General features: G+C 72.8%; 11 protein-coding genes. 6 read left to right on the forward strand and 5 right to left on the reverse strand.

The genetic code is table 11. The annotated features are described in order from the left end of the window. Positions 1–51 precede the first annotated feature (51 nt). Genes ACQVFL_RS12780 through ACQVFL_RS12795 form a run of 4 tightly spaced genes read left to right on the forward strand, consistent with a single transcriptional unit; the run spans position 52 to position 10,461 of the window. Positions 52–5,571: an amino acid adenylation domain-containing protein gene (locus ACQVFL_RS12780; protein ID WP_431729439.1), complete on the forward strand. Its 5,520-nt coding sequence runs from the start codon at positions 52–54 to the stop codon at positions 5,569–5,571. Next, positions 5,568–7,052 (forward strand): class I adenylate-forming enzyme family protein, encoded by a 1,485-nt coding sequence (locus ACQVFL_RS12785; protein ID WP_431729440.1) that lies wholly within the window; start codon positions 5,568–5,570, stop codon positions 7,050–7,052. Before ACQVFL_RS12780 ends, ACQVFL_RS12785 begins: the two co-directional genes overlap by 4 nt. A 29-nt stretch (positions 7,053–7,081) precedes the next feature. Beyond that, a complete protein-coding gene (locus ACQVFL_RS12790) occupies positions 7,082–10,210 on the forward strand; it encodes a non-ribosomal peptide synthetase (RefSeq protein ID WP_431729441.1) in 3,129 nt (1,042 codons plus the stop codon). Next, positions 10,210–10,461: a phosphopantetheine-binding protein gene (locus tag ACQVFL_RS12795; protein ID WP_396693987.1), complete on the forward strand. Its 252-nt coding sequence runs from the start codon at positions 10,210–10,212 to the stop codon at positions 10,459–10,461. The genes ACQVFL_RS12790 and ACQVFL_RS12795 overlap by 1 nt, the downstream gene beginning before the upstream one ends. A gap of 13 nt (positions 10,462–10,474) precedes the next feature. Here ACQVFL_RS12795 and ACQVFL_RS12800 read toward each other — a convergent pair whose 3' ends face one another. Further along, positions 10,475–11,416: an NADP-dependent oxidoreductase gene (locus ACQVFL_RS12800; RefSeq protein ID WP_431729442.1), complete on the reverse strand. Its 942-nt coding sequence runs from the start codon at positions 11,414–11,416 to the stop codon at positions 10,475–10,477. A 90-nt stretch (positions 11,417–11,506) separates the two neighbouring features. Here ACQVFL_RS12800 and ACQVFL_RS12805 point away from each other — a divergent pair, with 90 nt between their 5' ends. Next, entirely contained in the window at positions 11,507–12,133 is a 627-nt protein-coding gene (locus ACQVFL_RS12805) for a TetR/AcrR family transcriptional regulator (RefSeq protein WP_396693983.1), read from the forward strand. 51 nt (positions 12,134–12,184) lie between these two features. Here ACQVFL_RS12805 and ACQVFL_RS12810 read toward each other — a convergent pair whose 3' ends face one another. From ACQVFL_RS12810 to ACQVFL_RS12820, 3 genes are read right to left on the reverse strand one after another with little or no spacing between them, the layout of a single operon-like run. Further along, a complete protein-coding gene (locus ACQVFL_RS12810) occupies positions 12,185–14,242 on the reverse strand; it encodes a CotH kinase family protein (protein ID WP_431729443.1) in 2,058 nt (685 codons plus the stop codon). Then, positions 14,233–15,069, reverse strand: coding sequence for a polyphosphate polymerase domain-containing protein (locus ACQVFL_RS12815; protein ID WP_431729444.1), 837 nt, complete (start codon positions 15,067–15,069; stop codon positions 14,233–14,235). Before ACQVFL_RS12815 ends, ACQVFL_RS12810 begins: the two co-directional genes overlap by 10 nt. Then, positions 15,066–15,671: a DUF4956 domain-containing protein gene (locus ACQVFL_RS12820; RefSeq protein WP_396693977.1), complete on the reverse strand. Its 606-nt coding sequence runs from the start codon at positions 15,669–15,671 to the stop codon at positions 15,066–15,068. The genes ACQVFL_RS12815 and ACQVFL_RS12820 overlap by 4 nt, the downstream gene beginning before the upstream one ends. Positions 15,672–16,392: 721 nt before the next feature. Here ACQVFL_RS12820 and ACQVFL_RS12825 point away from each other — a divergent pair. Next, positions 16,393–17,745: an endo-1,4-beta-xylanase gene (locus tag ACQVFL_RS12825; RefSeq protein ID WP_396693975.1), complete on the forward strand. Its 1,353-nt coding sequence runs from the start codon at positions 16,393–16,395 to the stop codon at positions 17,743–17,745. Positions 17,746–17,825: 80 nt separating this feature from the next. Here the strand turns inward: ACQVFL_RS12825 and ACQVFL_RS12830 are convergent, their stop codons facing one another. Next, positions 17,826–19,382, reverse strand: a complete 1,557-nt coding sequence (locus ACQVFL_RS12830; protein ID WP_431729445.1) for a glycoside hydrolase family 43 protein — start codon at positions 19,380–19,382, stop codon at positions 17,826–17,828. Positions 19,383–19,414: the final 32 nt, after the last annotated feature.

Consider the following 19,414-nt stretch of genomic DNA (forward strand, 5'->3'; position numbering starts at 1 on the left):
AGGCGGGATGCAGACTACTGACTCCCGTCCGTCATCGGATTGAGGCATAGCGTGACGAACGTCGACGTGCCGGCCCGAGACACCACCATCCCGACCACGACTTCGCGCCTCGCCGCGCCCCGACTCTCCTTCGGCCAGGAACGGATCTGGTTCACCGAGCAACTCGTCCCGGGTACCGCCGCGTACCTGGTCCACTCGACCGTGCGGCTCCGGGGAGCGGTGGACGTCGAGCTGCTGCGGGCCGCCGTCGACGCGACCGCCGCCCGGCACGACAGCCTCCGCATGCGGTTCACCGAGAACGCCGACGGCGAACCGGTCGTGCACGTCGCCTCCGACGTCCGGGTACCGGTCACCGTCACCGCCGCACCCGACGAGGCCGCCGCCCGCGAGCTGGTGGCCACCTCGGTACGCACTCCGTTCGACCTCGGCACCGCCCCACTGCTGCGGGTGCTCGTGGTCCGGCTCGCCGACCGGGAACACCTGGTGCATCTCGCCATGCACCACATCGTCAGCGACGGCTGGTCCCTGAACCTGCTGCTCGACGAGATCGCCGCGACCTACGGCGCACTGCGCGACGGCACGCCCCCGCCCACGGCACCGGCCACCGGCTACCTGGACTACGCCGCCTGGCAGCGGGACCGGCTCGACGGACCGGCCACCGGGGACGGGTTCGCCTACTGGACCCGGGCACTGGCCGGCGTACCCGCGCTGGAACTGCCCACCGACCGGCCTCGCCCGGCGGTGCAGTCGTACGCCGGTGGCGTCCACCGCTTCGCCCTCGACGCCGACCTCACCGACGGACTCCGCCGGCTCAGCCGGGCCTACCGGGCCACCCTCTACATGACCCTGCTCACCGGCCTACAGGCGGTGCTGTTCCGCTACAGCGGCCAGCGGGACTTCGCCATCGGCTCGCCGGTCGCCGGCCGGGTGGTGCCGGAGCTGGAGAACCTCGTCGGTCTGTTCGTCAACACCCTCGCCCTGCGCGCCGACCTGTCCCCGGTCGCCGCGACCGCCGACACCGCAGGCACCGAACCCAGCTTCGCGACCCTGCTGCGGCGGACCCGGACCACCGTCGTGCGCGCCCTGGCCCACCAGGAGATCCCGTTCGAACGCCTGGTCAAGGACCTCAACGTCGCCCGGGACGTGAGCCGCTCCCCGGTCTTCCAGGTGCTGTTCACGTTGCAGAACTACGCGCCCGGCGGCGCCCGGTGGCCCGAGGACCTGCACGTCGAGGGCGTCGGGACCGACACGGCCAGCGCCCGCTTCGACCTGTCGCTGTACGTCGGCGAGACCGCCGACGGACTGCGCGGCATGGTCGTCCACAACACCGACCTCTTCGACACCGCCACCGTACGCCGGCTCACCGCGAGTCTCGCCACCCTGCTGCGCGCCGCGGTCGCCCGGCCGGACCTACCCGTGGTCGACCTGGACCTGCTCGACGCGGACGAACGGGACCGGATGCTGGCCCTGGGCCGACCCGAGCACGATGCGGTGGCCGGGGTCACCGGGCCGGCGACCACGCTGGCCGAGCTGATCGGCCCGCACGTCGCCGCCACCCCCGACGCACCGGCGGTGGTGCTCGGCGCGGACGCGCTCACCTACCGGGAGCTGGACCGGCGGGCCAACCGGCTCGCCCACTGGCTGCGCGGCCGGGAGATCGGTCCGGACCGGCTGGTCGGGGTGCTGCTCGACCAGTCGGTCGACCTGGCCGCGACGCTGCTCGGGGTGCTGCGGGCCGGTGGGGCGTACCTGCCGCTGGACCCGGAACAGCCCACCGCCCGGCTGGGCCTGATGCTCGCCGACGCCCGCCCCGCCCTGGTGCTGACCAGCCCCGACCTGCGGGACCGGCTGCCCGCCGGGACGACCACGGTGGTGCTGGACGAGATCGCCGCCGAGGTCGCGGCTCAGCCCGCCCGCACACCGGAGACCGCCACCACCGGCGGGGACCTCGCATACGTCATCTACACCTCCGGGTCCACCGGCACCCCGAAGGGGGTCGCCGTGGCACACCGGCAGGTGCTGCGGTACCTCGACGGGGTGGCCGACCGCCTCGCGGTCGTCCCGGCCGCCCGGCACGGGCTGATGCAGTCGATGTCGTTCGATTTCAGCGTCACCCTCTTCTATCTGGCGTTGGCCACCGGTGGCGCGGTGCACCTGCTGCCACGTCGGTGCACCGGCGCCGAACTCGCCGAGCGGCTCCGGGCCGCGCGCATCGACTACCTGAAGATCACCCCGTCGCATCTGTGGGCGTTGACCGCCGAGGTGGAGCCGGGGGAGCTGCTGCCCGCCCGCGCGCTCGTCCTCGGCGGCGAGTCGTCCGAACTGGACCGGGTCGGCCCGCTCGCCGCCGCCGGGTCGGCCCGGGTGTTCAACCACTACGGGCCCACCGAGGCCACCGTCGGCGTCACCACGTACGAGGTCACCGCCGACGGGCCGAGGACCGGGCCGGTGCCGCTCGGCCGACCCCTGCCGTACGCCCGGGTGTACGTGCTCGACGAGCGGATGCACCCGGTGCCGGTCGGCGTACCCGGCGAGCTGTACCTCGGTGGTGACCGGCTGGCGCGCGGCTACCTGAACCGGCCCGACCTGACCGGCGAGCGTTTCGTCCCCGACCCGTACGGTCCACCCGGCGCGCGCCTCTACCGCACCGGCGACCTGGGCCGCTGGCGCGCCGACGGCCAACTCGTCTTCCTCGGCCGCCGCGACCACCAGGTCAAGATCCGTGGCTACCGGGTCGAGCTCGGCGAGATCGAGGCCGCGCTGCGGGACTCACCCGGGGTACGGCAGGCGGCGGTGCTGCTGCGCGACGACCGGCTGGTGGCGTACCTGGAACCGGTGCCCGACGTGGCCGCGCCCGAGCCGGCCGAGTTGCGTCGCCGGCTCGCCGACCGGTTGCCCGAGCACATGGTGCCGAGCCGGTGGGTGTGCCTGGAGCGGCTGCCGTTGCAGGAGCACGGCAAGGTGGACCGGCGGGCCCTGCCCGAGCCGGTCGACGACACGCCGACCGGCGAGCGGGAGACGCCGACCGGGCCGGTGGAGAGCCTGGTGGCCGAGGTCTGGCGGGCCGTGCTCGGGGTGTCCCAGGTCGGCGCCACCGACGACTTCTTCGAGCTGGGCGGGCACTCCCTGCTGGCCACCCAGGTGGTGGCCCGGCTGCGTCGGGAACTGCCCGACGTGGTCGGCTCGGGCGCGCCGCCGGTCAGCGTGATGGACCTGTTCCGCCACCGCACCGTACGCGAGCTGGCCCGGCTGGCCGCCGGAGACGGCGGGGAAGGCGGGCTGCTGCACGAACTGACCCGGCCGACGCCCGCCGCCACCCGGATCGCCACCCTGGTCTGCGTCCCGTACGGCGGCGGCAGCGCGGTGGTCTACCAGCCCCTGGCCGACGCCCTGCCGGCCGGGTACCGGCTGCTGTCGGTGGCCATGCCCGGGCACGACATCGGCCTCGCCGACGACCCGGCACCCGTCGCGGAGGTCGCCGCCGACGTCGTCGCGGAGATTCTGCGTCGGGTCCCCGGGCCGCTGATCCTCTACGGTCACTGCGGCCCCGGCGGGGCGCTGGCCGTGGAGGTCGCCCGCCGACTGGAGGCCGCCGGCCGGGACCTGGAGGCGGTGTACCTCGGCGCGGTCTTCCCGTTCGCCCGCCCCGTCGGCGGCCTGCTCGGCCCGCTGCTGCGCCTGCGGTTGGCCGAGCGCCTGCGCAGTGACCGGATCTACCGCACCTGGTTGCAGGCGCAGGGCACCGCCGTCGGGTCGTTGGCACCGGACGAGGTCGCGTTCCTGATCCGCGCCATGCGGCACGACGCGGAGGTCTCCGAGGAGTACTTCACCGAACTGATGCGGCAGCGGGTCGACCGGCTGCGCGCGCCGGTCGTCTCCGTCGTCGGCGAGCGCGACCGTAGCACCGACTTCCACGAGGAGCGCTACCGCGAGTGGCACTTCCTCAGCGACCGCACCGCGCTCGCCGTGATCGACGAGGCCGGACACTACTTCCTCCGATACCGCGCCGCCGAACTCGCCGAGATCGTCACGGCCGTACACCGGCACCTCGCCGCCGCACCGCGCCCGGACGGCGTGCCGGCGACCGCCGAGCCGGACGGCCCGCAGCCCGCCTGGCAGCTCGCCGCCGTCTCCCACCGGGGACCGGACGGACCTTCCGGCGCGACCAGCCCGACGGCCGCCGCGCCGCCGCCGAGCATGCGGCGCTTCGGGCTGGTCGCGGCCGGGCAGATCGTCTCCGGCATGGGCACCGCGCTCACCACCTTCGCTGTACCACTGTGGATCTACACGCAGACCGGCTCGCTCGCCCGCTTCGCCCTCTTCGCAGTGCTCGCGCTGATGCCCGGTCTGCTCGTCGCGCCGCTGGCCGGTGCGGTGATCGACCGGTTCAGCCGACGGCGCGTCCTGTTGAGTGCCTGCCTCGCCGCCGGTGGCGGCAACGCCGTGATGGCCGCGCTGGTGCTGACCGACCTGGCCGAGGTCTGGCACTTCTACCCGTTCACCGCCTGGCTGTCGGTGGCGCTGGCCTTCCAACGGCTCGCGTTCGTCTCGGCGGTGCCGCAACTCGTGCCCAAGCGTTTCCTCGGCCACGCCAACGGGCTCGCCCAGACCGCCGTCGGCCTCACCCAGTTCACCGTGCCGCTGATCGCCGTGGCGTTGCTCCAGGTCGTCGGGCTGCGCGGCATCCTGCTCATCGACGTGGCGTCGTACCTCTTCGCGGTCGGTGTGCTGGCGGTGGTGAGGTTCCCCCGTACGCTCGCCCTGCAACGCCGCGAGAGCATCGGCGCGGAGATCGTCGCCGGGCTGCGGTACGCGCTGCGCCGCCGGGAGTTCCGCGCCATGCTGGCGTTCTTCGCCGCGCTGAACTTCTTCCTCTTCCCGGTGCTGTTCCTGCTCTCCCCGCTGGTGCTCGGCTTTGCCGACCTGGACGAGGTGGCGCGGATCGCGCTGACCGGCGGGGTCGGCGCCGCCACCGGCGGCCTGGTGATGCTGCTCTGGGGCGGCCCCCGCAAGCGCCGGATGCGGGCGGTGCTGCTCGGCACGCTCGGCATCGCGGTGGCCGCCGTGGTGACCGGGCTGCGGCCGAACCTGCTGGTGATCGGCGCGGGCGCGTTCGGCATGTACCTCGCGCTCGCCATCGTCAACGGCGTCTACCACACGATCATCCAGACCAAGGTGCCACCCCGGGTGCACGGGCGGGTCTTCGCGCTCAACCAGATGGTGGCGCAGTCCACGCTGCCGCTGGGTTGGGGTTTGGTCGCCCCGTTCGCCGCCCGGGTGACCGAGCCGATGCTGTTGGCCGACGGCGTGCTCGCCGGCACGGTCGGCGCGGTGATCGGGGTCGGGCCGGGGCGCGGCCACGGGCTGCTCTATGTCCTGTTCGGGCTCTGCATCGCGGTGACGGCGCTGGTGTCGCTGGCCACGCCGGTGCTGTCCCGCTTCGACGACGAGGTGCCCGACGCGCCCCCGGACGACCTGGTCGGCATTGAGGAACGCCGGGCCCGGTCGGCGAGGGCCGGGGACGAACGGGAACCGGTCGCCGCGACCGGTGGGGAAGGCGGGCCGAGGTGAGTACGGCGGCTGCCGGGCGTACCGTTCCCGAGCTGCTGGACTGGCGTACCGCTCTGCATCCCGACCGGGTCGCGGTCGAGGTGCACGGGGTGGCCCGGCTGACGTTCGCCGACTGGTCCGCCGGGGCGAGTGCCGTCGCCGCCGCGCTGTCCCGGCGCGGCCTGCGTCGCGGCGACCGCGTCGGCCTCTGTTTCGGCGCCCGGGACTGGACCGGCTTCGCCGTCGCGTACGTCGGGGTGCTGCGCGCCGGTGGCGTCGCCGTGCCGCTCTCCGACCGGCTCGCCGCCGGGCAGCTCGGCTACGCCCTGGAGCACTGCGCGGCCACCGCCGTGCTGCACGGCGACGACACCCCGGCCCCGCCGGTGCCGTCCGGCCTGCCGGTCTGGACCTGCGCCGAACTGCTGGCCGAGCCACCTTGGGACGGCGAGTCCGTCGCCCGACCCGGTGACCTCGCGCAGATCCTCTACACCTCGGGCACGACCGGACGCCCCAAGGGAGTCGCCGCCAGCCACGCCAACCTCACCGCCGGTGCGCCGCACCATCCGCGCCGGCTGGCCCTGGCCCACTCGGAACGGTTCCTGCACGCCTTCGCGATCGGCACCAACGCCGGGCAGACCATGCTGCTCAACGCGGTGACCGCGCAGGCCGCCGCGCTCACCCTGCCCCGGTTCACCCCGGCCCGGTTCGCCCGACTGGTCGAGGTCGCCGGCACCGTCTTCGTCGTCCCGTCGATCGCCGTCGAACTGCTCGACTCCGGTGCCCTGCGCGGGCGGGACACCAGCGGCGTACACCTGATCGGCTCCACCGCCGCGTTCCTCGCACCGGCGGTCGCGGCCCGGCTCGCCGCGACGTTTCCGCAGGCCACCATCGTCAACTACTACACCTCCACGGAGGCGGCACCGGCCCAGACCACGATGATCTGGGACCCGTCCCGGCGGGACGCGGTCGGTCGGCCGGTCGGCGGCCGGCTCATGGTCGCCGACGCCGACGGCAATCCGCTGCCCGCCGACACGACCGGTGACGTCTGGCTGCGCGCGCCGTTTCCCCGCGCCTACTACCGCGACGAGGCGGCCAACCGGGCCACCTTCAGCGACGGATGGGTCCGCATGGGCGACGTCGGCCGGATCGACGCCGACGGCTACCTGTACCTCACCGACCGGCACCAGGACGTGATCAAGACCGGCGCGTTCAAGGTCTCCACCCTGGAGGTCGAGGCGGCGCTGCACGACCATCCGCTGGTCGCCCAGGTCGCCGTCGTCGGTGTCCCGCATCCGGTGCTCGGCTCCGCCGTGGCCGCCGCCGTGGTGCCCCGACCGCAGACCGAGCCGGGTGGGCTGTCCCTGCCCGTGCTGCGGGGATTCCTCGCGGACCGGCTGGCCGACTACCAGTTGCCCGCCCGGCTCCTGCTGCTCGACGAACTGCCCCGTAACGAGGGCGGCAAGGTGCTCAAGCGGCAACTCGTCGATCTCTTCGAGAACTGACCACCACCCGCACAACCCTGGGAGCAGATGTGGGCACCGCCGAGGCGACCTCCGCACAGCACGCCGTCTGGTTCACCGAGCGGGCCGGGGTCGCCGGCACGGCCTTCCACATGGCGGTGGGCGTACGGTTCGGCGCCGCCCTCGACCGTCGGGCCCTCGTCGCGGCCTGCGCCTCGGTGACCGACCGGCATCCGATCCTCGCGGCCAGGATCGTCGTCGGTGACGACGGCACCCCGCACCTGGCCCCGGCCGACAGCCGTCCGGCGGTCGGATTCGGGGAACTGACCGACGCCCGGGTGGCCGAGGAGATCGCCCGGGCGTACGACCTGACGGCCGGTCCGCTGGCCCGTTTCACCCTGCTCACCGACGCCGACGACACGCACCTGCTGCTCGTCACCGCCCACCACCTGGTCTTCGACGGCATGTCGAAGGACATCCTGGTCCGGGACCTGGCCGCCGCGTACGCCGCCGCCCGCGAGGGCGCCATCCTGGACCCCGCACCCCGACCCGACGAGTACGCGGGCCTCGCCGCCGCCGAACAGCAACGCCTCGCCGCCGACCTGCCCGCCGCCCGCGACCACTGGGCGCGGCACTGGTCCGGGCCCGGCGACGTGGTCCTGCCCGGACTGCGGCGGCTGCCCACCGCCGCGGAGCCCGGTGCCGCCGTCCCCGTGGACCTGCCCACCGACCTGGTGCAGGGGCTCGACCGGACCGCGCGGTCGCTCGGGGTGACCCGCTTCGAACTGCTGCTCGCGGTGCTGCACGCGTTGCTCGCCCGCTACGGCAACCGGCACACCCCGGTCGGGGTGGCGCTCTCCACCCGTACCCCCGACCAGGCCGACCGGATCGGACTGTTCGTCAACGAACTGCCGGTCGCCGCCGACCCGGCCGACACGACGTTCCGCGCGCACGCGCGCACCGTCCGGGCCCGGCTGCGCGAGGTGTACCGGTACCGGGCGGTGCCGTTGGCCCAGGCCGTCCCCGGCCTGCGTCCGGCACCGGCGCCGACCCCGGTCAGCATCGGCTACCGGAAGCGCGCCGACGCACCGGTCTTCTCCGGGGTGGCCAGCGAGGTCGACTGGACGATGTTCTGCGGTGCCGCCCGCAACGCGCTGCACGTCCAGGTGGTGGACGCGTCCACCGGCCTCACGGTCAGCCTCCAGCACAGCCCGGCGGCGATCGACAGCGCCGCCGTAGGCCGCATCGGTGCACACCTGCGCACCCTGCTGGACGCCGTGGTCGCCGACCCCGACCGACCGGTGGCGGAACTGCCGCTGCTGACCGCCGACGAGTTCGACCAGGTCACCCGGGCCTGGAACGACACCGCCCGGGCGTACCCGGTCGACGCCACCGTGCCGGCCCTCTTCGCCGCCCGGGTCGCCGCGGACCCGCACGCGGCGGCCGTGGTCGACGGTGACCGGACGCTGAGCTACACCCAGCTCGACACCGCCGCCGCCCGACTCTCCGCACTGCTGCGACAGCGGGACGTCGGTCCCGGCTCGGTCGTCGCGGTCGCGTTGGACCGTTCCTGGGAGGCGGTGGTGACCATGCTGGCGGTGTGGCGCTGCGGGGCCGCCTACCTGCCGGTCGACCCCGGCCACCCGCCGGCCCGCCAGCAGGCCGTGCTCGCCGACGCCACGCCGACGCTGGTGGTGACCGGTGTCGCCGCGCCGGACCCCGCCTGGCCCACGCTCGCCCTCGACCAGGGCGACCTGCGCGCCGCCCCGACCACGCCCGTCGCCGGCCCGCCGCCGACCGCCGACGACCTCGCCTACGTGCTCTACACCTCCGGATCGACCGGACACCCGAAGGGCGTGGCGGTGCGCCACGGGTCGCTGGCCAACCTGCTGCTCGGCGTCCGCGACCTGGTGGGTGGCGGTCCGACGCACCGGTGGCTGCACCTGACCTCGCCGTCGTTCGACATCTCCACGGTGGAGGTGTTCCTGCCGCTGGTCACCGGCGGCACGGTGGTCGTGGCCTCGGGCGTCAGCGCACTGGACGGCGCGGCTGTCCGGCGACTGATCCGCACCGCCGGTGTCACCCACGCCCAGGCCACCCCGTCCGGCTGGCGGGTGCTGCTGGAGGCCGGCCTCGGTGACCCGACGGAGTCGGCGGACGGGGACGTCCCGCTGGTCGCGGTCACCGGCGGGGAGGCGTTACCGGTCGCCCTCGCCCGGGAGTTGCGGTCCCGCACCGCCCGCCTGATCAACGGGTACGGTCCGACGGAGGCGACCGTGTACGCGACGATGGCGGAGATCCCGGCCGACCCCGCCGAGGTCACCATCGGCCGACCGCTGCCCAACGTCCGGGCGTACCTGCTGGACGAGGCGGGTCGGCCCACGCCCGTCGGGCTCCCCGGTGAGCTGCACCTGGGCGGTGCCGGGGTGGCCGTCGGCTACCGGGGGCGCGACGACCTCACCGCCGACCGGTTCGTCCCCGACCCGTTCGGCGCGCCCGGCGACCGGCTCTACCGCACCGGTGACCGCTGCCGGTGGCTGCCGGACGGGCGGATCGAGTTCCTCGGCCGCGCCGACGACCAGGTCAAGATCCGGGGGCACCGGATCGAGTTGGGCGAGATCGAGGCCCGGCTGCTGGAGCACGCCGAGGTCACCGCCGCGGCCACGGTGCTGCGGCGCGACGCCGACGAGCCCCGCCTCGTCGCGTACGTGGTGCCCCGGCCGGGCGCCGTCGCGGAGCCGGCCGAGCTGCGTCGGCACCTGGCGTCGAGCCTGCCGACGGCGGTGCTGCCCACCGATTACGTGACGCTCGACCGGCTGCCGCACAACCCGAGCGGCAAGGTCGACCGCGCCGCCCTGCCCGCACCGGCCCCCCGCGACGCCGCGACCGACTCGCGCGGCACGGGGAGCGAGGCACCCGGCGGCGCGGGGACCCAGGCGCCCGGCGGCGCGGAGGGCGACGGTGGTGACGATCCGGTGGTGGCGCAGCTTCGGCTGATCTGGCAGGAGGTGCTGCGGATCCCCGACATCGGCGTGCACGAGGACCTCTTCGACCTCGGCGGACACTCGTTGACGGTGACCCGGATCAGCGGCCGGATCCAGCAGCGGCTCGGGGTCGAGGTACCGCTCGACGCCTTCTTCGACACCCCCACCATCGCCGAGATCGCCGACATCGTGCGGCAGTCCGGGAAGGAGTTCTGATGACGGCGGACCCCGAACTGCGGGCCCGGATCGCCCAGATGGTCAGCGAGGCCACCGCAGGGGAGGTCGAGGCGGCCGATCTCCTCGCCGGCGGGTCCATGATCGCGTTGGGTGTCGACTCCCTCGGACTGCTGCGCCTGGTCGACGCGATCGAGCTGGAGTACGGCGTCGAGGTCGAGCTGACCGGCACCGGCCGTCGGCTGGACACCCTGGACGACCTCGTGGCGATGCTGGCCGACGCCGGGCGGTGAGCCCGGCGTCGACTCACACGGTCAGCACGAGCTTGCCGAGGGTGTGCCGGCCGACGAAGTCGGTGAGCGCGCGTACGCCCTCGGCGAGTGGGTACCGGCGGCCGACGGTCGGCGTGAGGGCGGCGACCTCGCGCATCCCGCCGAACCGGCCCTCCACGTCGAGCACCAAATCGAAGCGCACGTCACGGCGGTCGAGGAAGGCCGGATCCGGCTGGGGAAAGGTGATCGTGTAGAGCCGTCCACCGGGCCGCAGCGCCCGTCCGACCCGCTGGAGGCGGTCGCTGGGCAACACCAGGTTGAACGCCAGGTCGACCTGGTCGGGGTACTCGTCGGCGTAGTCGATGACCTCGGTGGCGCCCTTCGCCCGCAGCAGGTCCGCGTCCGGCGGGCGGCCGGTGGCGATCACCGTGGTGCCGGTGAGTCTGGGCAGCAGGGTGGTGCCCACGCCGCCGCTGGCCCCGACGACCAGGACGGTCTCCCCGGGCTGCGGTGCCGCGGTGGCGAGCAGGGCCTGGACGGTGAGGCCGACGGTCGGCAGCGCAGCGGCCTCGGCGACGTCCAGCGCCGCGGGCCGGTGCGCGATGAACGGCGTGTCCGCCTCGAAGACGGCGTACTCGGCGAGGGTGCCGGTGGTCAGGCTGGGCCGTCCGGCGTCGACCATCGCCCGTAGCGCCCGGGGCACGGCGTGCCCGAACACCTCGTCGCCCACGTGGTACGCCTCGACGCCCGCGCCGACCTCGCTGACCGTACCGGCGAAGTCGTTGCCGAGGACGTGCGGGAAGGCCAGCTCGGCGGCGTCCCGAAAGTCACCGGCGGGAAGCCGTACGTCCATCGGGTTGATCGAAGCGGCGGCGATCCGTACCTGGACCTGCCCTGGCCCCGGCCGGGGGATCGGCATGTCGGCGACGGTGAGGTGTTCGGGTGGCCCGTATCCGGTGGCGACGACGGCTTTCATGATCCCCCCGTTCGGCAGGCCGGTCCAAAGCGGACCGTGCGGTCAGGTTAGCGATAAACGGACCGTGTGGTCAACTTGTAGGCTGGGCCGGTGACCGCCTCGATCCGACCGCTCCGCGCCGACGCCGCGCGCAACCGGGCGTCGTTGCTGGCCGCGGCAGAGGCGGAGTTCGCCGAGCGCGGCCCGGACGCTTCGGTGGCCGACATCGCCCGGCGGGCCGGCGTCGGTAAGGGCACGGTGTTCCGCCACTTCCCGACCAAGGACGATCTGCTCGCGGCGGTGGTGCTCGACCGGATCGACGGGCTCGCCGAGTTGGCGCGGCGGCTCGGGGACGCTTCCGACGCCGGTGCCGCACTCCTGGAGTTCCTGGACGCCGCGGCGAGTCGGCAGCAGCAGTTGGACCTGTCGTTCCTGCGTGAGTCCGGCACGCTCAACGACCACCTCGCCGAAGCCCGAGGACGCCTCTTCGTGGAGATCACCGCCCTGGTCGAACGCGCGCAGGCGGCGGGCGCGGTCCGGCACGACGTCACCGGGACGGACGTGATCCTGCTGATGTGCGCGCCGAGCCACGTCGTCAGCTTCGTGCCGCAGGCGTCACCGGAGCTGTGGCGACGTTATCTGGCGATCATCTTCGACGGGCTCGGGCCGAACGGTGCCCGGCCACTGCCCCAACCGCCGCCGGACCCGGTCTCGGGGGAACTCCACCACCCGCGCTGACCGGTACGTCCCTGGCACCGGGCCGGGACCCGGTGCCAGGGACGCCTGCACTCAGCTCGCCGTGCAGGTCGGTGTCGGCGCGCTGGGCGTGCCGGTGGTGGAGCCGAGGAAGCCGAAGGTGGTGCTGGCCCCGGCGGCCAGCGTGCCGTTGTAGCTGACGTTGCGCGCGGTGACCGCCGCGCCCTGGCTGGTGACGGTCGCGTTCCACGCCTGGCTGACCGTCTGACCACCGGCGAACGTCCAGGTCACCGTCCAGCCGCTGATCGCCCGGTTGCCGGCCGTGACCCGCACCTCGCCCTGGAAACCGCCGGTCCACTGGCTGGTCACCGTGTACGTGGCGGTGCAGCCACCACCACTCGGCGGGGGAGTGGTCGGGGGCGGCGTGGTCGGCGGGGGAGTCGTCGGCGGGGGCGTGGTGGTGCCACCCCAACCGGCGGTCGAGTCGAGCCAGGCCGCCCGGCGCAGCATCCAGTCCCGCATGACCTGCACCTGGCCCTGCCAGGTGGGGGCGGTCGGCGTGACGAAGAAGCTGACCATCCGGCTGGTCAGGTTGGGCCAGCGCTGGAAGTTGCGCTGGGCGCCGTTGGCCAGGGGGGCGCTCAGGGTGTTGATCCGGGCCTGCAACGACGCGTCGGAGAGCAGCCCCCGGCGAAGGGTCTGCCAGCGCTGCCGCACCTCGTTGACGAAGGCCGGATCGCGTAGCAACTGGGTGAACCAGTCGTTCGCCACCGGTTGGCGGACCTGCTGGTGCTGCCACCCGGCGGTCTGGTCGTTGGCGAAGAATCCGCCCACGCTGAAGCTCAGGTCGTAGTCCCAGAGCGGACCGGCGAAGATCTTCGTGTCCCGGTCCTTGTAGAAGTAGGCGCTGCGGACGTACGAGTCCATCTCGCGGCTGAGTTCGTTGAGGATGAGTTGGTCGATGAAGGAGCCCACGTCGATGTACGCCCGGTAGCCGCTGACCGGGTCGGCGAAGTTCGGCGCGCGCAGCACGTTGTGGAACTCCTGGATGTGGTTGCGCAACCAGTCCCGTTGCTCCGGCTGCAACGGCGACGGGTCGGCCACCTCCAGATAGTTCCAGCAGTTCGCGGCCGGACCGGTGCACGGCAGGATCGGTTCCTCGGCGGCCATCCACTCGAACTTCCAGATGTAGCCGCCGGTGATCCTCGGCAGCGTCCGGTCGTCGGCGCGTAACTGCTTGAGGTCGAGCCGGTTCTTGGAGTTCTTGATCGTCTCGACGATCATGTAGACGCCCATGTAGTCGTCGGCCCCGACCGGCCCGGCGTCGGTGTTCAGATAGAACTCGGCGAAGGCGTAGCGCGGGGCGGGCAGCCCCATCTCGCGACCGAGGTCGTAGACGAACGCCTCCCGGATCAGCGCCTTGTCGGTGAACGGCCCGCGCAGCACCCAGTCCGAGTCGGCGGGCATGCCGAGCACCGGGTAGTCCGCGTCGTCGTCATCGTTGTCCCAGAATTCGAGGCGGAACGGCGTCTTCTCGAACGTGGCCGAGGACTGGCCGCGAAGGCGGAACCCGGCCCGGGTGGCCACGGTGGGCGCGGCGGCCAGCGAGGTGGTGCCTCCGCGCGGCTCGAAGATCATGGTGGCGGCGTCGAAGTACTCCCGGTCCGGCCGCCCGGCGCCGTACGAGTCGATGAGGACCACCGGCAGGTCGTGGGCGGTGGTGGTGTTCTGGGCGACGTACATGGCGGTGCCCGGCGCGCCGGAGGCGGTCTGCCCGACGAACGCCTGGGCCCGCAGTTGGGTGGTCCGGGTGAAGCGCAGCCCGCTGCCCGAGTAGAGCGGCGACTGTGCGGTGGGCAGGTTCCCGTCGGTGGTGTAGCGGATCTGCGCGCCGCTGACGGTGGTGCTCAACGCCACCGTCACCGCGCCCTGGAAGGTGCCGCTGGGTACCGAGAAGCCGATGTCGCCGACCAGGTCGTCGGCCGCGACGGTGGCCGCCGCCTCGGCGGCGCTGGAGATGGCGGCGTCGGCGATCGGCTCGGCGCCGGCGGGTGACGGTGAGGGGGCGAGCAACCCGGCGACCAGTACGGCGACGGCTGCGATCGCGGCGGTGCGCAGTGGTGCCGCCGCGGTGCGGACGGTCAGACGCACGATGCCTCCTGAACGGATCGGTGGGGGGTGATGGTCGGTGTGGTGCCCACCGGTGCGAAGCCGCCCTGGAAGTGCCGCCGCAGCGTGCGTCGCCACGGTGAGTCCGGCAGGTCCGGACGGAGGGCGGCCAGACCGGTGGCGTACTTGGAGATGCGGACCGGACGCAGCCCGGCGCGCCAGAGCAGCCGGTCCGCCTGCGTGGCGGCGGAGCCGGTCTTGGTCTCGACCACCGCCAGGTCGGGCAATCGCAGGACGAGGTCGCCGTCCTGCCAGGTCAGGCCGGTGTCGACGGTGACCCGGCTGGCGGTGGCCGGTAGCAGCAGCGTGGTACGCCGGTAGCCGGTGACCAGGACCGGCTCCAGGCTGCTGCCGGCGGTGGCGGGCGCGACCGCCTCGCGGACCAGCGCCTCGTCCACGAACGCGCGGCCCGGGTCGACGGTGGCCCGGTCCTGCGGGAGGTACGGCAGCCGGTGCTTGGTGATGTTGCCGCGTGCCCCGCTGATCTTGACTTCCAGCCAGCACTGGGCGGAGTCCAGGTAGGTGCGGGTCCGCACCTTGAACCGTCGCCGTCGCCGGTAGGCCGCGCAGTGGTAGCTGGCCAACAGCGGGGTGTCGAAGTAGACCGACTCGTAGCGGAAGCTGCGCGCCCCGTCGATCTCCAACACCTGCGCGTACGCGGTGAGCCGGTCCAGCAGGTCGGGCAGTGCGTGGACCGGCACGACGTACTTGCGGTCCACCCTGGTCTGGAGGGCCGCCTGCCCGAGGACGTCGGCGAGACCGACCGGGGTCATCGCCGAGACGACCGGGATGACGGACGCCCCGCTCACCGCTGGGCTCCCGCCGGTGCGGCGGTGCCGGCCGGGGACACGGCGCTGGCCCGGCCCTTCACCGAGTACCGGACGTCCACCACGGTGGTCTCGTTGACCAGGTCGAGCCGTTGCACGGTGACCACGTGCACCCGGCCGCCGAGGAGCTGTTCGAGTTGCGCGACGAGCGCGAGATGGTCGGTGACGGCCGAGTCGAGCACCAGGATCTGGTGCCGGTAGTGGCGTAGCAACCGGGGATGGTCGCCGAGGAACATCACCACCAGGATGAGACCCATCAGCCCGGCGCTGAGCCAGAGCTGGGTGGTGCTCAGCGCGCCGAGGATGCCCAGGGCCAGCGCCGAGAAGTAGTACGCGACCTCGTGCTGGTCCAGCTCGGTCGAGCGCAGCCGGATGATGGACAGGACGCCGAACAGGGCCAGGCCCAGCCCGAGTCCGGCACCGACGTTGCTGGCGCTCAGGGCACTGGCCACCGCCAGGACGCCGACGTTGACGCCCAGATAGGCGACGACGAGATCGCGGCGGCGGTGCCGGGGGAAGTAGAGCCCGAAGACGAGCAGGGCCACCGCGCCGATGTCGATCGCGAACAGGATGAGCTGCGACATCTCGTACGTTCCTCCTGGATCGCCACCGCGTCGGCCGGCGACCGGCCACGACACCTCCGACGCGTCGTGCAGGGCCAGCCGAACGCCTCTGAAATTTCCGGTGAACTTGCCGGAAGTAGTTCGGGAATATTAGACCGCGATATCGAAGCGGGTCAATAACTCTCCGTGTCTTCCCCGGTTGCGGTCGGCGAGCGGTGTCTGCTGTCGATCGACCGCAGTGGCGCGTCGGCGCTGGTCAGTGGTGCCGCCGTGGGTGGGTGCCGCCGTGGGTGGCGTGGTCCGGGTGGGTGATGGTCGTCGTCCGCCGACGGCTCACCGGGCGTGCTGCGGGGGCGTCGCTGCTGGTCGGGCCGTTGCCCACGGTGACGGGAGATCGACGGGTGGCCGCGCGGGCGCGACCGGAATCCTACGGTGTGTCCGATGTGGCGTCTCGATCTCCGGAAGTTTCAGTCGCCGGGCCCGCCGGCCCCTCTCCGTCGCTCCGTGCAGGGCCGGAAGGGTGTGTGGGGCCCGGCGGGTCGGCCTTGGACACGCCGAGCCGTCATCGGAACTTGCGGAAAACTTCCGGAAACCATTGACGGGCGTGAAACCCCGCTGAAATACTCCCGTCCAGTAAGGCCGATGCGGTCCCTTTGTCAGGGATCGCGGGCATCATCCCTATCCCGCGCGTCCGGATTCCTGCTGCCCACCGTCGGGCCACCGGACCCGGAAGGAGCATGAGATGAGCAACGACTCTTCCCCCGCACCCAAGCGGCCGAGACGACTGCGGGCGGCCCTCGTGCTGTCCGCCGTCGGCATGCTGGCCGTGGCAGGTGCCGTGGTGTTGCCGGGCAACGCCAGCGCGGCGAGCACCCTGGGTGCCTCGGCCGCCGAACGCGGCCGCTACTTCGGCACCGCCGTCGCGGTGAACCGGCTCAACGACTCGGCGTACACGACCATCCTGAACCGCGAGTTCAACCAGGTCACCGCCGAGAACGAGATGAAGATCGACGCGCTCCAGCCCAACCAGGGCCAGTTCAACTACGCCAACGGCGACCGGCTCGTCCAGCACGCGCTCAGCCGTGGCATGCAGGTCCGCGGCCACACCCTGGCCTGGCACTCGCAGCAGCCGAGCTGGATGCAGAACATGTCCGGCACCACACTGCGCAACGCCATGCTCAACCACGTGACCCAGGTGGCCACCCACTACCGGGGCCAGATCGCCTGGTGGGACGTGGTGAACGAGGCGTTCCAGGACGGGTCGAGCGGGGCCCGCCGCGACTCCAACCTCCAGCGCACCGGCAACGACTGGATCGAGGCCGCCTTCCGCGCGGCCCGCCAGGCGGACCCGAACGCGCAGCTCTGTTACAACGACTACAACATCGACAACTGGAACGACGCCAAGACCCAGGCCGTCTACCGGATGGTCCAGGACTTCAAGAACCGGGGCGTACCGATCGACTGCGTCGGCCTCCAGTCGCACTTCACCGGCGGCTCGAACTACCCGAGCAACTACCGGACCACGCTGTCCAGCTTCGCCGCCCTCGGTGTCGACGTGCACATCACCGAGCTGGACATCCGCAACGCGCCGACCGACGCGTACCGCAACGTGGTCAACGACTGCCTCGCCGTGGCGCGCTGCAAGGGCATCACCGTCTGGGGCATCCGGGACTCCGACTCGTGGCGTTCCAACGAGAGCCCGCTGCTGTTCGACGGCAACGGCAACAAGAAGGCCGCCTACGACGCCGTGCTCACCGCGTTGAACAACGGCAGCCCCGGCGGCGGCGACCCGACGTCCCCGCCGACCACCCCGGCGCCGGGCGGCTGCACCGCGACGATCACCCCGGGTCAGGTCTGGGGCGACCGCTACAACACCTCGGTCACGGTCAGCGGTGCCAGCACCTGGTCGGTGGTCGTCGCGATCACCTCGCCGCAGCGCGTCTCCGCCACCTGGAGCGGCAACCCCACCTGGGACAGCAGCGGCAACGTGATGACGATGCGTTCCAACGGCAGCGGCAACACGTTCGGCTTCACCACCATGACGAACGGCAACTCCTCGGCCCGTCCGCAGATCCGGTCCTGCTCGGTCGGCTGACGACGAGCCGCACGGCCGACCTCCACCACCACGCGAGCGCCCGTCCCCGAGACCCGGGGGCGGGCGCTCGCCCGTGCGGGTCAGGCGTGACCGGTCGGGCGGTAGTCGAACCAGTCGAAGGCCGCGCTGCCCTCGGTCACATAGAGGCCGAACACCCGACCGGTGAAGCCGGCGGCGACCTCGGTGGACAGGTAACGCCCGTCGAGTTCGGCGAGTACGACCGGCCCCTGCTCGGTCAGCACCGCGAAGCCGACCGTGTCGCAGGCGGCGGCGCGTACGCCGAACGGCGCACCGGCGGCGGTGACCTGGTCGGCGGCGGTCACGGTCGGCGGGAGCAGGTCGTCGGTCCGGGTGGCGACGGTCAGGGTCACCGGACCGGCGGGCACCGGCCGCTCACCGAAGACCTGACGGAACGGCCCGACCCGGCCGACCACCCGGACCAGACCGTCACCGACCTCGATGTCGTAGTGGTGGGCCTCGTCGATGCGTACCGTCAACCCGGCCCGACCCGCGCCGGGGTCGACCCGCACGGCGGCGCGGCAGTCGTGGTGCTGCTGACGGCGGACCATCATGGTGACGCCGGCCCGGTCCAGGGTCGTACCGGCGGCCCGCAGGGTGAGCCAGCCGGGCCGCTCGGTCAGCGACCAGGCGTCCGCCGGTCGGTCACGCAGCGAGATCCACTCCGGGGCGAGCACGGCGGCGTCGAAGTCGTCCCGGTACGCGGCCGGTCCGGGCGGCGCGGCCAGGGCGGGCGGACTGCCGGCCGGCGCGACGGTCACCTCCTGCACCGGATCGACCACCGGCCAGTCGTCCTCCCAGCGCACCGGCACCAGGAAGGTCTCCCGTCCGAGCACGTGGTAGGGCGGCCACTGCCCCTTGGCCCGGATGCCGAGCAGCACCATCCACCAACTACCGTCGGTCGCCTGCACCAGGTCGGCGTGCCCGGTCGCCTGCACCGGGTGACCGGTGCTGCGGTGGGTGAGGAACGGGTTGCCCGGGGCGGGCTCGAACGGGCCACGGACGCTGCGCGAGCGGGCGACGGAGACGGCGTGCCCGGTGTGCGTACCGCCCTCGGAGACCAGCAGATACCACCACTCGCCGATGCGGTAGAGGTGCGGCGCCTCCGGGTACTGCCCGCCGCTGCCGGACCACATCGGGACCGGTCCTTCGAGGACCTTGCCCCCCTCGGGGTCGATCCGATAGGACGCCACCCCGGACAGGGTCAGCCAGCAGTCGCCGTCGTCGTCCCAGGCCAGCGAGGGGTCGATGTGTGGCAGGTCGAAGTAGACCGGGTCGGACCAGGGCCCGGCCGGATCGGTGGCGGTGACGATCAGGTGCCGGCCGATGCTGACGTTGGTGGTGACCATCCAGAACCGGCCGTCGTGGTAACGGATGGTCGGCGCGAAGACACCGCCCGAGGCGTGCGCGTCCGGAGGCAGGTCGAGCTGGCTGCGGCGGTCCAGCACGTTGCCGATCTGCCGCCAGGTGACCAGGTCCCGGCTGTGGAAGACGGGTACGCCGGGGAAGTACTCGAAGCTGGAACAGACCAGGTAGTAGTCTTCGCCGGCCCGACAGACACTGGGGTCGGGGTGGAATCCGGCGACGACGGGATTGCGGAACGTGGGGGCAGCGGACACCTCGGGGTCACCCTTCGTCGTCTGGGCGAATC

Source organism: Verrucosispora sp. TAA-831 (assembly GCF_050780145.1).
In the GTDB taxonomy this organism is placed as follows: domain Bacteria; phylum Actinomycetota; class Actinomycetes; order Mycobacteriales; family Micromonosporaceae; genus Micromonospora.